The organism is Halobacteriovorax sp. XZX-3, assembly GCF_043196495.1.
GTDB lineage: Bacteria > Bdellovibrionota > Bacteriovoracia > Bacteriovoracales > Bacteriovoracaceae > Halobacteriovorax_A.
In genome coordinates, this window is the sequence record NZ_JBEBMO010000002.1 from 592,980 (window position 1) to 607,264 (window position 14,285).

The 14,285-nt window shown below is 36.4% G+C and carries 10 protein-coding genes; 5 read left to right on the forward strand and 5 right to left on the reverse strand.

What is annotated here, in order from left to right; translation table 11 throughout:
* Positions 1-87: 87 nt before the first annotated feature.
* Positions 88-546, forward strand: a complete 459-nt coding sequence (locus ABMA70_RS13405; RefSeq protein WP_392992820.1) for a hypothetical protein — start codon at positions 88-90, stop codon at positions 544-546.
* Positions 547-560: 14 nt separating this feature from the next.
* Complete coding sequence (locus ABMA70_RS13410) at positions 561-1,391, forward strand: hypothetical protein (RefSeq protein WP_392992818.1); 831 nt, start codon at positions 561-563, stop codon at positions 1,389-1,391.
* Here ABMA70_RS13410 and ABMA70_RS13415 read toward each other — a convergent pair.
* Positions 1,384-1,824 (reverse strand): methylglyoxal synthase, encoded by a 441-nt coding sequence (locus ABMA70_RS13415; protein ID WP_103218272.1) that lies wholly within the window; start codon positions 1,822-1,824, stop codon positions 1,384-1,386. The two genes, ABMA70_RS13410 and ABMA70_RS13415, sit on opposite strands and share 8 nt — an antisense overlap.
* A gap of 118 nt (positions 1,825-1,942) precedes the next feature.
* Between ABMA70_RS13415 and ABMA70_RS13420 the strand changes: the two genes are divergently transcribed.
* Positions 1,943-2,236 carry a DUF6172 family protein gene (locus ABMA70_RS13420; protein WP_103218271.1) on the forward strand — a complete coding sequence of 98 codons (294 nt, stop codon included), beginning with the start codon at positions 1,943-1,945 and terminating at the stop codon, positions 2,234-2,236.
* A 66-nt stretch (positions 2,237-2,302) separates the two neighbouring features.
* Here ABMA70_RS13420 and ABMA70_RS13425 read toward each other — a convergent pair whose 3' ends face one another.
* The 3 genes from ABMA70_RS13425 to ABMA70_RS13435 all read right to left on the reverse strand — a co-directional run bounded on the left by ABMA70_RS13425 (position 2,303) and on the right by ABMA70_RS13435 (position 4,180).
* On the reverse strand, positions 2,303-2,656 hold the full coding sequence (locus ABMA70_RS13425; RefSeq protein ID WP_103218270.1) for a hypothetical protein: 354 nt from the start codon (positions 2,654-2,656) through the stop codon (positions 2,303-2,305).
* A 136-nt stretch (positions 2,657-2,792) separates the two neighbouring features.
* On the reverse strand, positions 2,793-3,431 hold the full coding sequence (locus tag ABMA70_RS13430) for a flavin reductase family protein (protein ID WP_392992813.1): 639 nt from the start codon (positions 3,429-3,431) through the stop codon (positions 2,793-2,795).
* Positions 3,425-4,180 carry an SDR family NAD(P)-dependent oxidoreductase gene (locus ABMA70_RS13435; RefSeq protein WP_392992810.1) on the reverse strand — a complete coding sequence of 252 codons (756 nt, stop codon included), beginning with the start codon at positions 4,178-4,180 and terminating at the stop codon, positions 3,425-3,427. The genes ABMA70_RS13430 and ABMA70_RS13435 overlap by 7 nt, the downstream gene beginning before the upstream one ends.
* Before the next feature lie 37 nt (positions 4,181-4,217).
* Here ABMA70_RS13435 and ABMA70_RS13440 point away from each other — a divergent pair, with 37 nt between their 5' ends.
* Together ABMA70_RS13440 and ABMA70_RS13445 are read left to right on the forward strand one after the other, a co-directional pair.
* Positions 4,218-5,483, forward strand: a complete 1,266-nt coding sequence (locus tag ABMA70_RS13440; protein ID WP_392992808.1) for an ABC1 kinase family protein — start codon at positions 4,218-4,220, stop codon at positions 5,481-5,483.
* A 312-nt stretch (positions 5,484-5,795) separates the two neighbouring features.
* The gene (locus ABMA70_RS13445; RefSeq protein WP_392992806.1) at positions 5,796-13,361 is read left to right on the forward strand and encodes a BspA family leucine-rich repeat surface protein; all 7,566 of its coding nucleotides are present in this window, start codon (positions 5,796-5,798) and stop codon (positions 13,359-13,361) included.
* Positions 13,362-13,365: 4 nt separating this feature from the next.
* Here ABMA70_RS13445 and ABMA70_RS13450 read toward each other — a convergent pair whose 3' ends face one another.
* Entirely contained in the window at positions 13,366-14,238 is an 873-nt protein-coding gene (locus ABMA70_RS13450) for an ArgP/LysG family DNA-binding transcriptional regulator (protein WP_103218265.1), read from the reverse strand.
* Between the last annotated feature and the right edge of the window lie 47 nt (positions 14,239-14,285).

A 14,285-nucleotide genomic window follows, 5' to 3' on the forward strand; every position in this document is an offset into this window, starting at 1 on the left:
CAGCATGATAAAACTCCACTTTTCATTATAGAGAAAAAACAGCTAAACTTATCTATAAATGAAGTTAAATATACTTAAGGAAGACTAATGAATCATCGCAATTTAAAATTCTCAATTTTAAGCCTAATTTCTCTTAGCTCGTTTGCCAATTGCCCAGCACTTACTGGTACATGGGAAGGGCTTTGTGATCGAGATGGATCAGTTAAAGTTGAAAAACTCTACATTAAGCAGGAGAGCTGTGAGCACATAAATTTTTATGGGATGGATTATAAGATAGGTAAGCCTTATAGTGAACAATATGAGAATAAATATGAAAAGACATTTAATGTTCACAACCTATACTGGGGCAGAGATGGGCAGAGTCTTTACTTTAATGTCGATCGTGTTCAATGGATGAAAGATCGTAATCAAACTTCCAATGCACAGGGAGTGGGATTTCTTAAAGTCGATGGTGAGGAAATGAGCTATTCAAGAATCTATAGTGGAAGAAGTCGTGATGGCCAGTATTTTAAGAAAACAAGAATGTGTAATTTTACACGAATTTAAAAATGAGAATTTAAATGAATATAAAAGACCTTTTGAATATTGGAAAAGAAATAGAAGCCTTGAGGCCAAGTGAAGAAGACTTTTCAAGAGTATGTACTGATTATCTTTTGAAGTCTAAGTTTGATTTTGAACTTGAAGAGATTGAATCATTTATTGCGCAGTGGAGTTTAGAGCAAGAGACTTTTCCTGAGCAAGTTAATGTTTATAACGGATTTGGTCAGCCACCTGTTACAATCTTCAATAATGGACACTTTGTTGTTGATCTATATTTCTGGCAGACTTTAGATACTTCAATCCATTCACATTCTTTTTGTGGAGCTTTTCAAGTTGTGGCCGGAGAGTCAAGACATGAAGTATTTAAGGTTCATATGAAAGAAGAATTCTTTCCTGATATCTACACAAGTGAAATCGAATGTGTAATCGATGAAACTTTGGTTAAGGGTGATATCCGTGAGATTAAAAGAGGGCTGGAGTTCTCACATCGTGTACTGCACGAGCAAAACCCAACCGTTACCCTTTGTATTCGAACAGTAAATGATAAAACTCCTCAATGGCATCACTTTGATAATGGACTTAGTATTCAAAAACGCTCTGCAGAGGCATGTGATATTAAAAGATTATCAATCTATGATTATCTTCTTACACGCAATCCTCAACAAGGCTTAGCTTATCTAGAAAAACTTATGGATTCATTTACACCAAGTCTTATCATGAATCTTTATGAGCAGCTTTCATATGACCAAATGGGCCTAACTGAAGAAGGTGTTGAAGTCTTCTTTGATAAAGTAGTTGAGCGCTTTGGAGATACTCCTTGGTTTAAGGTGTATATGGACTTTTTTAATTAATTCCTTTTCGTGCTTGATTGTAATTATTGAGCACAGAAAGTTTTCTCTCATATTCAGAGTCCATTAAACTTGAGTTGATGAAATAGTCAGCGCTTGTTTGATTGCAGGCCATTGGGATATTGTAAAGTGTAGCAATTCTTAGCAAGGCCTTGATATCTGGATCGTGTGCCATTGACTCTAATGGATCCCAAAAGAAAATAAGCATATCAACTTGATCTTCAACAATTGCACTTCCAATTTGAAAGTCTCCGCCAATAGGCCCACTTAGGTACTTATGAATATTAATGCCTAATTTTTCTTCTAAAAGTCTTCCAGTTGTTCCCGTTGCACAAAGATTATGATTAGTTAGTTTATCTTTGTGATCTAAAGTCCATTGGATTAGGTCATTCTTTCTACTATCGTGTGCCACGAGGGCAATTGTTTTTTTCTTCATAGTCTTATTCTATTCCTGTCCTTAATTTAAGTAAAGTGAACTAGGTTGTGATTAATAGGGTGTGTTCCGAGATTTTCCATGCTAAAAGCTTCTATTACATATAAATAGTGAGATTAAAGTGAAGAAAACGTTTAAATTAGTGGATGAAAAGCGCTCAGCTGAAAGAGTCGCAGATAAAATTAAATTTGAAGTAAAGAAGTATATTAAAAGAGAGCGTCGAAAAGAGTTGCCTGAAGGTTCTGATTTTTGGGATTTCGACTGTCGTATTGGTGAAAGTGCAGAATCTGCTCAAGCGATTCATGAAAAAGAAATCAACAAAAAGATTGATTTACTCGTGAGTGAAAAAGCTGAGTCATTCTATTTAGAAATTATGGCAAAACAAGCTCGCCGTAATCCTCGTTCAAAAGAATAGATCTAATTAAGTTCCAGGAACCATAATTGGTTCCTGGAGATGTCAGGAGTTTTGCCAAGGGATAAATTACGCGACTTGCGGTCCACGTAAATTACTTGCTAAGCTATTACTAAATCTTTCTCTTTTCCATTTTAATAATTGCTCATCGATTTCCTCCTCTAAAAGGAGAAATGCCTGATATGGGGTATGTGCAACTTTTTTTGCATAGAAGTTTTTCGAATAGGACTTAATACTGAGCTGAGCTATATAATTAGACTCATGCTTCTTAAATTCAAGCTGATAGTGGCCATGATTAGGGCATCGGTCCATAAGCCTATCGAGTCGTGCTTTTATTTTCTGATGCTGTTCATATGTCAGCTCAATACCGAAGTCAGAAAATAAAGGTTTTGAAAAATCACATAAATTAGTTTTCTTTAACATAAAGTCTCCTTGATACGGTTTGTAGTAAAAAAGATTCTTTAGAGGTCGAAAAATTAGTTATTTACCTCTCGTAATAAAAAAATGGTAGCAAAAAAAATAGTGTCAATGCTAGCTAGGAAAATTTTTGTATTTTTCTCTAAAGCCAACTTGGTGGGCGATCGGCCTTTGCATAGCTGAGGCGACCTAGAGCACTCGTCGTAAAGTAAGCATCTAGACCTGACACACAGATTGTAGAGGCTTTATGAATATCGATATGGCCATCTTCCTCAAGGCAATCTTGTGGTAAGTGAACACTTTTAATTTCACCAATTAAAAAATGAGTACCATTTTCCTCAATTTTAATTTCACGCACAAATTTTATCGCCATTTTAATATTTGCTTCTAAAACATATGGTGCAAGAAATTTATCTTTGTACTCTTCAGTTAGGCCACAGGCATCAAATTCACTTTGATCTTGAGGATAGCGGGCACTTGTTTGATGGGCCTTTTCTACAATTGTTTCATTAACATGGTTAATCGTAAAAAAACCATTTTCACGAATATTTTCTAGTGTATCTCTTCTGGCCGTATCAGGTCTAATCACGAGGCCAATAAGAGCTGGAGACGCACCTAGATGAACGACAGAACTAACAATTGAAAGATTAGTTTGTCCTTCATTATTGACTGTACCGACAAGATTTGCTGACTTAAATCCTGATAAAGCATTTATGAATTTTATTCTCTTTCTCTCATCAAAGTTTTTAAAATCAGTATCATTAATTGTTGTCGTTACCATGGAATTTCTCCGCCGTCCCAAGATAGAAACTTTCCAGTTTCACTAAGTTCTCTATTATTAATGGTATTAAGTATATTAGAAGCTGTTTCGTGTGTCTCGTGAATTATGTAGGAAGTTCTACCTATAAATGGTTCGGATAATTTTGTTTTAGTCGTTCCTGGATGAATAGCAAGAACTACACATTTTTTTCTCTTTCTTTCGAATTCGATAGAAATATTTTTTATAAGCATATTCAGTGCCGCTTTTGAAGTTCGGTAGCTGTACCAGCCACCAATCTTATTATCTTCGATACTTCCTACTTTTGCTGAAATGCTTGCAAAAAGGCTAGGAGTATTACTTAGACTCTTTTCAAAATACTTTCCAATGAGTGGTGTAACCATTGCGTTCACTTGAATAATTCTAATAAAATTCTCAGGATCAAATTCTTTAAGAGATTTTTCTGGATTGAGTACTATGTCATGGAGCATTCCGACGCTATTAATTATCAGATCAAAAGAGCTATCAACAAGTTCTAGGGCCATGTTTTTTATCTGCTCTTCTTTAGTAGGATCTAACTGGTATACATGTAAGTTATTAGGAAATAACTTTTCTAGGCTTAATAAATCTAAGGCACTTTCTCTTTTTCGATAGGTTGCTGTGACGTGCATACCTGAGTAATTCTCTAATAAATTTTGCACTATCCCAAGTCCGATTCCATGACCGGCACCAATTATTAGGGCATGCTTACAGTTATTGAGTCGAAAATACATCCATTCTCCTTTAGTTAATGTTAGAATAAGAATGCTAATGAAGAAAATAAATAAAATAAAAAATAAGTTCATCTCAAGACAAGTAGGGGTTGCAAAACTCGCTTTAAAAATGGGAAAAGACGTTTGGTCTAAACGTAATGAAGATTTAAAAAATAAATTGAGTGGTGGTATTGGTCCTCACGTGGAACTCATTGTAAATGAGCTCGGTGTGATGAAGGGCTCTCTCATGAAAGCTGGTCAATTACTATCGACTTATGCAAGTGCGTTCCTGCCGCCTGAAGCGCAAAAAGTATTAAAGCAGTTAGAGAGTCAGTCTTACTATCTAGAGTGGGAACAAATTAAAGATCAAGTTCCTAGAAGTTTTTTAGAACAACTTGAGATAGAAGAGAAACCAATCGCGGCTGCAAGTCTTGGCCAAGTTCATCTTGCTCACTATAACGGTGTTGATTACGCCATGAAGATTCAGTACAAGGGTGTCAGAAAGGCAATCAAGAATGATGTTAAGGCCCTAAAAATCTTAATGAAGTTACTCAATGTCATACCAAAAGAAGTAGACTTAAAAGAAATCTATAGTGAAATTGAAGAGATGCTCTTTCTTGAAACTGATTATCAAGCAGAGGCTAAGTCTATAAATGAGTTTCGAAAATTATTAAGTGAATACCCGCAATACAAAATACCTGAAGTCTTAGAGGATTTTAGTAATGAGCAGGTTTTAACGATGGAATATCTTGATGGCCATACCCTAAGAGATCTTGACCAATTAAATCTATCTCAAGAAGCTCGAAACGAGCTTGGTAGAGATTTCATGAGACTTATGTTCTTAGAGCTTTTCCAGTTTAAAAAGGTTCAGACAGATGTTCATATGGGTAATTATATTTTATTACCAAATAACCGCTGGGGTTTAATTGATTTTGGTGCTTCAAAAACTCCACCAGACAATTTCTTGAAAGGCTATCAAACTCTAATCATTGCCTGCGCTAATCTTGATCGCGAGTTATTCTTCTCAAACCTCTATGAGATGGAATACCTATCTAAGAATAAAAAAACAAATGAAGACTTCTTCTGGGAGTATGCCAAAATTATAGCTGCACCTTTTCAGGGTGGGGTCTATGATTGGGGTCGCTCCAACGTTGCAGATAAGGTTATGGAAATGGCCCCTCAGCTAATGAAGGAGGTCGCCGTTGGAAATCCTTCAAGACATACCGTTTTTCTAGATCGAAAGATAGGTGGTGTTTTCTTTGTTCTTCACAAACTAGGTGCTCAATTTGATGTGCGTGCCCTGCTTGATGAGTGTCTTCTTTAATTTCAGATAGTTAGATTCATTTTGAAAATTTATCAAAGCAAAGAGAATTTGTTCATGATTCTATAGAGACTACCGATAAGTTATTCAAATAATTTGCCTTAGGGTGAGTTGGTAAATGTTGATTAATTTAGGGGTTTTCATCATTGCACTTGGCCTAAATTTTAGGCGCGCTTTTTTTAAAGAGAGCGAATGATTTTAATTACTTAGCTACAAAATTAGTTTGATTTTTAGCCTTAAGTTATTATTTTTGTAGTGCACATTAAATTTTCTTTAGTTTAGAGAGTTTAGTGCAGTAGGTGGGGGATCTTTAAATTGAGGAATAATTCAAGATTATTCAAATTCTCATTTATCGCATCGGCTATTTTCTTAGTTTATTATTTCTCATTTTCATTCAACGAAAATCAATCTGTAAAATCTAAAGAAGAAGTTAATCAAGAAGTAACAAATAACTCAAAGCTTTCCTTAAAGAACGAGCAAAAAAATCAAAGCTATCCATTCAAGGATATCTCTCAATCTTCACAGGATGAATTCAAGAAAGAGCAAGATCGTAATGTGGCCAGTACATTAGTGGCCGAGCAGTATAACGAAGAGGAAAATGTCGGATACTATTCGATTGGACAAAAGCAGGGCGGCTATAGTTCTGCATTAAGTAATGATCCTGTAAAAAAAGTCTCTTCATCGGATGAACGTTTTTTTGAAACTACGCCGCAAGATTTTGATTCGCCAAGTTTTGCTCCAAGTAATAAAAATAAAGAAGAGAAAGAACTTGGGATTAAAATGACAAGTGTCTTCAATCCTTCTGAAGACTCTGAAGCAGACAATAGTGAAGAAAGTTCAAGTAATTCTTCTGGAAGCTCAAATACTTTTATCGGAAGAGTGAATCTAACTCTTTCAACGAACTCTATTAGTAACTTAAATATTTCAGGAGGAGCTTCTCCTGGTCCTAGTGAAACGCTAACGTTAAAAAATTTAGGAACTGTTAAGAGTGCTGCGCTGATGGCACCAGTTATCGTTGGTGCGGATGCTGAGCATATTGAAGTTATCAATGATAATTGTGAGGGAGTTGTCTTAGCTCCTAATGATACATGTACTTTCGATATAAGGCCTGTTGCCTCAAATAATGGAAGTTATAGTGTTTCAATGTATACAAGTGACTCTAAAGAGAGTTCTGATATTGCCACAGTAAGTGGTACGCTTTCAGGCTTTGTTCCTCCTGTCGTTGATGCAATTGCTGATCAAGGGCCAATTGCGGAAGGAAGTCCAATTGCAACTATTGATGCCGGTGATGGTGGAGACGATTTTGATAGTGGAGGTGAGCCTCTTACTTATACATGTACTTATGACATGATTGCTGACGGAAATGTGAATTCGGGAATTGATTGTACTACGATAGCCGGAGTTTCATTAAATCCTTCTTCTGGTGTTATCGATTGGACGCCAAATTACTTTCAAAGTGGAAGCTACGAGTTTATGGTTGTCGCCTCAGATGGAAACCTTGTAGATGATGAGATTTTCGTTATAAATGTTGCCAATAATAATCGTGCACCTGTCATTGATAGTATTGCAAACCTAACTGCAAATGAAAATTCGGCAATGGCTACGATTGACGTAGCTGATGGAGGGGATGATTTTGATATTGATCTTGAGGCCATCACTTATTCGTGTGAATTTGATACTGTTGTCGATGGAAGTGTTTCAGGGACAAGTTGTTCAACACTTTCTGGGTTTAATCTCGATCCAGCGACTGGAATTATTAACTGGACGCCTAGTTTTATCCAGGCCGGTGGTTATGAATTTAAGATCATTGCGAGTGATGGAAGTCTTAGTGATGAAGAGATATTTACAGTAACTGTTAACAATGTGAATCGTGCACCAGTACTGGATCCTATCTCAAATATCATAGTTGCTGAAAATAGTGCCATAACAACAGTTAATGCTGGTGATGGTGGTGATGATCTTGATATTGATCTCGAAACAATTACTTATTCTTGTTCATTTGATACTACAATTGATGGGAGTGTTACTGGAGCTGACTGTTCAACATTAACAGGGATTTCGTTTGATATTAACTCTGGAGAGTTTGACTGGACACCAAGTTACTCTCAATCGGGAAGCTATGAATTTAAAATAACGGGAACAGATGGTGGTCTCAGTGACGATGAAATCTTTTCGATTGTTGTAAATGATGTAAATGTTGCTCCAGTATTAGATGCTATTTCAGACATTATCGTAAGTGAAAATAATGCTATCACAACTGTTGATGCAGGAGATGGTGGGGACGATCTCGATTTTGATTTAAATACGATTTCTTATTCGTGTTCATTTGATACTACAATTGATGGAAGTGTTATTGGAGCTGACTGTTCAACATTAACAGGGATCTCTTTTAATACTAATTCTGGTGAATTAGATTGGACTCCTAATTTTGACCAAGAGGGTAGTTACGAGTTTAGGATCACGGGAAGTGATGGCAGCTTAAGTGATGATGAAATCTTTGTGGTTACTGTTACAAATACAAATCGTGCACCTGTGCTTGATGCAATCGCAGATTTTAGCGTCTCTGAAAACTCTGCCATAACTACAGTTGATGCAGGTGATGGAGGCGATGATAGTGATATTGATTTAGATACAATTTCATACACTTGCTTTTATGATACAACAGTTGATGGTAGTGTTGGTTCAACTAGTTGTCTAAGTCTTTCCGGGGTAAGTTTTAATTCTACAACAGGAGAACTCAATTGGACTCCTGATTTTACACAAAGTGGATTGTACGAGTTCAGAATCAATGGTAGCGACACAAGTTTAAGTGATGATGAGGTCTTTGTTATCACTGTTAATAATGTTAATCAACCACCGGTTCTTGATAATATTTCTGACTTTAGTGTTGCTGAAAATAGTGCAATAACAACTGTTAATGCAAACGATTCAGGTGACGATTTAGATGGTGATTTTGAGGCCATTTCATACTCATGTCTATATGACACTATTATTGATGGTACGGTATCAATAGGCTCTAACTGTACTTCATTAACAGGTGTTAGTTTTAATGTGGCAACAGGGGAGCTAGACTGGACTCCTGATTATGACCAATCTGGAAATTATGAATTTAGAATTATAGGTAGTGATGGTACGTTAGATGATGATGAAATATTTGTTATTAACGTAACAAATACTAATCGTGCACCAGTCTTAGATCCAATTGGTGATCAAACAGTTGCAGAAAATTCTTCGCTATCAACCATCAATGCTGCTGATGGAGCAGACGACTTAGATGTTGATCTAGATACCATTACTTATAACTGTGAATACGATTCTGTCATTGATGGGGCAGTGACGAGTGGAACTGATTGTTCTCTACTTCCAGGAGCATCTTTTGTAATCGCAACTGGGGTTTTAAATTGGACTCCTAATTTCTCTCAGGCAGGAACTTATGAGTTTAAGATTGTTGGGAGTGATGGAAGCCTAAGTGATGATGAGATATTTTCAATCACTGTAAATAATGTCAATCGTGCCCCTGTATTAGATAGTATTTCCGATGCATCAGTAAATGAGAATTCAGCTTTAACTACGATTAATGCAGCTGACGGTGCTGATGATTTAGATATTGATTTAGATACAATTACTTATTCATGTACTTTCGATACTACTGTTGATGGAAGTGTCGCAGGTGCCAATTGTTCGACTCTATCAGGTGTTACATTTAATAACTCAACAGGGGAGCTTGATTGGACGCCAAATTATAGTCAAGCCGGAAGCTATGAGTTTCAAGTTAATGGTAGTGATGGAAGCTTAAGTGGTAATGAAATATTTGTTGTCACTGTTAATAATGTCAACCAACCTCCAGTCCTAGATAGTATTTCAAATCAATCTGTCGCGGAAAATTCTGCGATGACTCCAATTAATGCCGGTGATGGTGGAGACGACTTAGATAATGACAATGATACGATCTCTTATACATGTATCTATGATACTGTCGTAAATGGTAGCGTCAGTGGTGCAAATTGTGCGTCTCTTACTGGAGCTAGCTTTAATGGTACGACAGGAGTTTTAAATTGGACTCCTAATTATGATCAGTCTGGTTCATATGAGTTTCAAATAACTGGATCAGATGGAAGTTTAAGTGACTCTGAGATTTTTAGCGTTACGGTTACAAATACAAATCGTGCTCCTGTGCTAGATTCTATCGCAGATATCGTTGCTTCTGAAAACTCTGCGATGTCGAGTGTAAATGCTGCTGACGGGGGAGATGATTTAGATGCTGATTTAGATTCTATTTCATATTCATGTACATATGACACAGTTGTTGATGGTGCTGTTGCAAGTGCTACTTCTTGTACATCGTTGTCAGGGGTTTCATTCTCCGCGACGACCGGGGTAATGGATTGGACACCTGATTATACTCAATCTGGTAATTATGAATTTAAAATTATCGCTAGTGATGGAAGCTTAAGTGATGATGAAATCTTTAGTGTAACAGTTAATAATGTGAATGCTCCTCCTGTTCTTGATGCAATCGCTGATCAAAATAGTGCTATTGAAAATACTCCTATTACAACTGTTAATGCATCTGATGGGGGGGATGATCTAGATCTCGATGGTCAGGCGCTAACTTATTCATGTACTTACGATATCAATATTGATGGTAGTGTTTCTGGTTCAAATTGTACGGGCCTAACTGGTGTTAGCTTTAACACTTCAACAGGTGTTATGGACTGGACTCCTGACTTAACCCAAGATGGTGAGTATGAGTTTATGATTACGGCAACAGACGGTAGTTTAACGGATAACGAAATATTTGCAATCGTTGTGGCCGACCTCCCTGGGCCTTCTTATAATGAAACATTTGCTTCTACTGGAGTTACGACTTGGTCTCAATCTGCGACAGATGATGGAAATTGGTCTGTCGATCCTGATACTACTCCAAGCTCTGGAACTGGTCCTAGTTCTCCAACAGATGGTACTTACTATGCTTTCATTGAATCATCGAGTAATTATAGTAATACTCATGTTATAGAAAGTCCGGTTTTCAATACGGTTACTGATAAGTATGTGATTGAATTTGATTGGCATCTGTATGGTGCAGCGATGGGAGAATTAAATTTAGAGTATTCTCTTGATGGTGGAAGTACATGGGAGCCGAGTACTCTTTGGAGCCAATCTGGAGATCAAGGAAATTCATGGTTCTCTGAAAGTATTAACTTATGTGAATCTTTCCCCGGTTCAACAACTACAATGGTTCGCTTTAGAGGAGTGACAGGTACTAGTTATACCTCAGATATGGCCTTGGATAATATTCGACTAACAGCAGGACATCCATGTGATATCCCTCCTGTTATTTCTTCAGTTGCCGATCAAAATTCGTTAATTAGTATAGCAACAAATCCGATTCCATTTACTATTGGTGATGCTGATTCGACGATAACTTGTTCTGGTTCAGTAACTGGAAGTTCTAGTAATACTGCTCTTCTTAGTAATGCAAATATTGTTATTAGTGGAACGGCCCCTAACTGTACAGTTACGCTAACTCCAAATGCTGGTGTAAAAGATACGAGCGTCGTTACACTTGCTCTTACAGATGGAAACTCGACCGTTTACGAAATATTTAATTATCAGACGGTTGAGCAATTTGACATTTCTCCAGAGGTTTTAAGTAGTCTTGATATTGAACCCGGAGAAATTGGAGATGAGTCTATTTTAACTGTGACGAATAATGGAACGATTGCAACAGGTACAATTCAAACTCCAGTTATTACAGGAGACACAAGTAATTTTGAAGTCGTTGTCGATAATTGTACGGGAATCTCTTTAGGAGCAGGAGCAAGTTGTACAATCAGTGTTCGTGGTGTTGAAACGGCCGCAACAACATACACAGGTAGTCTAACTGTTTCAGATGGAACATATACAACACCTACTGTTTCATTATCTGGTAAACAAATTAATCCGTTTAAGACGACTTGGAGAACGACGGCTGTGAATGAAGTTGTAACTTTACCACTTGTCGCAACTTATAATTATAATTTTACAGTTGATTGGGGTGACGGAACACCTGTTCAGACAATTACATCAGATACTGATGCAAATAAGGCCCATACTTATGCAAGTGCTGGTGACTATCAAGTGAAGATTGTTGGTACATTTGAGGGAATGGATTTTCTCAATGGTGCTTATACTAATCAACATCAATTAATTTCAGTCGAATCTCTTGGAGAAGTTGGTTGGGTAAGTTTATCTCGAGCATTTTACAATTGTAATCAACTTACGACTTTTGTTGCAGGTACGGCGTCAACTGGTATTACGTCGCTTGAATATACTTTTATGAATAATACGTCATTAACTTCAGTTGATATGACCGGGCTTGATACAAGTAGTGTTGTAACAATGTCCTATATGTTTAATGGGGCGACAGCTTTAACAACACTTGATTTATCTGGATTTAATACTTCAAATGTTGATTCGATGACACAGGTTTTCTCTAATATGGGGAGTCTGACTAGTTTAAATATTTCTAATTTCGATACAAGTAATGTTTTAAGTTTCATTAGTATGTTTCAGGGAGTTACTAATCTGACTTCTCTTGATCTGTCTCACTTTGATACTTCTAGTGCTCTTTATATGACTGCGATGTTTAAAGACATGAGAAATCTTACGTCTCTTAATATCTCAAATTTTAACACTGCAAGTGTGACGAATATGAAGGAGATGTTTAAGTATGTTCAAAGTTTAACGACTTTAAACCTATCAAATTTTAATACAGGAAATGTAACGAATATGGAGGGGATGTTCTTCCATGTGGATTCTCTCACAACATTAGACTTATCAAGTTTTGATACGAGTAAAGTTACTAATATGAGAGATATGTTTTACTGGAACACTAATATGCTTTCAATGAATCTCTCTTCATTTAATACTGCAAATGTCACTACGATGGAGAGAATGTTTGCAAGTAATACTCTTTTATCTAGTCTTAATGTTTCTAATTTTGACACGACAAAAGTTACGACAATGAAGAGTATGTTCTCTGGTCTTGATACACTAACAACATTAGATCTTTCAAGTTTTAATACTGCCAATGTTACTGATATGTCTTATATGTTTTCATCGGGCATTAGTTTAACTTCGCTAAATATTTCAAGCTTTAATACTTCTAAGGTTAGGTATATGCAGTATCTATTTAGCAATCTTAATTCTTTACCAAGTTTAAGTGTGGCCCACTTTGATACTGCCATTGTTGAAAATATGGATCGAATGTTTAGTGGGATGAGTACTATTACAACTTTAGACCTAAGTATGCTCGATACATCGAATGTTACGAATATGACGGCTACTTTTTCAAATATGACTGCATTAACTTCTTTAAATCTTACAGGCTTCGAAACTAATAGTGTGACGAGAATGGAGAGGATGTTTGATGGCACCTCTTCTTTAGCAACTCTTGATTTGACAAGTTTTGATACTTCTCTCGTTACAACAATGACGTATATGTTTTCTGGTATGGACTCTTTAACAAGTCTTGATATTTCAACATTTGACACTTCATCTGTGACAAATTTTGCTTATATGTTTAGACAAACTGTTTTACCTGTTATTGATCTAACGCATTTTAATACTTCAAGTGCAACTAGCTTTGTAGGGATGTTCTATTACGCTGATGGAGTTTCATCAATTAATATGGCAGGACTTAATACCTCAAGTGTAACATCGATGACTTGGATGTTTAGATATGCGGATGTCTTGGCCGTTGATGCGACAGGATGGGATCTTACAAGTGTAGCAAGTAGTACTGATATGTGGACGTCTTCAAATGCTCTTCTTGTTTTAACATGTGACCAAGGAGGCTCGCCTGGTACAGGTGATATCTTCGGAGAGCCTTGTAATTAATTTTCTATAATTTTTGTGCGGCCTTGATTAGTTTCTCATTAAAGAGCTTAATGTGTTCTCTTTGATATTCCCATTGGTGCAGAAAGAGTGAAACACTAAAATTCTTAGATGGATTTAATTGAACGAATTTTCTCTTCTTCATCTCTTTTTCCATATCAATGAAGGGAAGGAGTCCATAGCCGTATCCTCCTAGGATTGCTTTTTTAAAACTTTGGACTGATGGCATAAGATTGATTTTAGTAAGCTTATCGACTTTAAAATTTTCTTTCAAATAAGTGTGTTGGGCCTTGTCATATTTATCAAAGACGACAAGAGGAGCCTCTGAGAGAGTTTTTTTATTCACACCTTCATTGAAATATTCCTTATAAAACTTCTTAGAACAAACTAGCGAGTAGACCATATCTCCTAGATGAGTCGAGGTGTGGTTAGGAAGAGGCTTCTTCTCAGAACTTATACACATATCAACTTGACCGCTTTTTAAATATTTTAAAGTATTGTCCTGGTCGTCAGCTATAATTTGTAATGTCAAAACTTGAGATACTTTTGTATCAGTAAGGACATCGAGAAAAAACAAGTCGAGGCTATCTCGGTTCATGGCAATCTTTAAAGTAGGCTTTGCTTTTTTGATATCATCATCTTCTAGAATTTCATTTTCTAGGCTTGTTACTTTTCGCAAAAGATTCAGGTACGACTTTCCTTTTTCAGTTGCACGGTAGGGTGTCTTTCTAATTAATAACTTTGTCCCAAGAAAGGACTCAAAGTTTTGTATTCTTTGAGTTACTGCAGACTGGGAAATACCTATGGCCTTAGAAGCAAGTTCAAAACTTTGATATTCGATGACGGCCTGTAAGGCCCTGAGTGCATGGTAATCAATCATTATTTACTCTCATAAGTTTTACTAATTAATAATTAAAAAGATTAATT

Excerpts from the sequence above, each read along its gene's own strand:
- ABMA70_RS13405 (WP_392992820.1), top strand. The coding sequence starts at position 88 with ATGAATCATCGCAATTTAAAATTCTCAATTTTAAGCCTAATTTCTCTT.
- ABMA70_RS13410 (WP_392992818.1), top strand. The coding sequence starts at position 561 with ATGAATATAAAAGACCTTTTGAATATTGGAAAAGAAATAGAAGCCTTG.
- ABMA70_RS13415 (WP_103218272.1), bottom strand. The coding sequence starts at position 1,824 with ATGAAGAAAAAAACAATTGCCCTCGTGGCACACGATAGTAGAAAGAAT.
- ABMA70_RS13425 (WP_103218270.1), bottom strand. The coding sequence starts at position 2,656 with ATGTTAAAGAAAACTAATTTATGTGATTTTTCAAAACCTTTATTTTCT.
- ABMA70_RS13430 (WP_392992813.1), bottom strand. The coding sequence starts at position 3,431 with ATGGTAACGACAACAATTAATGATACTGATTTTAAAAACTTTGATGAG.
- ABMA70_RS13435 (WP_392992810.1), bottom strand. The coding sequence starts at position 4,180 with ATGTATTTTCGACTCAATAACTGTAAGCATGCCCTAATAATTGGTGCC.
- ABMA70_RS13440 (WP_392992808.1), top strand. The coding sequence starts at position 4,218 with ATGAAGAAAATAAATAAAATAAAAAATAAGTTCATCTCAAGACAAGTA.
- ABMA70_RS13450 (WP_103218265.1), bottom strand. The coding sequence starts at position 14,238 with ATGATTGATTACCATGCACTCAGGGCCTTACAGGCCGTCATCGAATAT.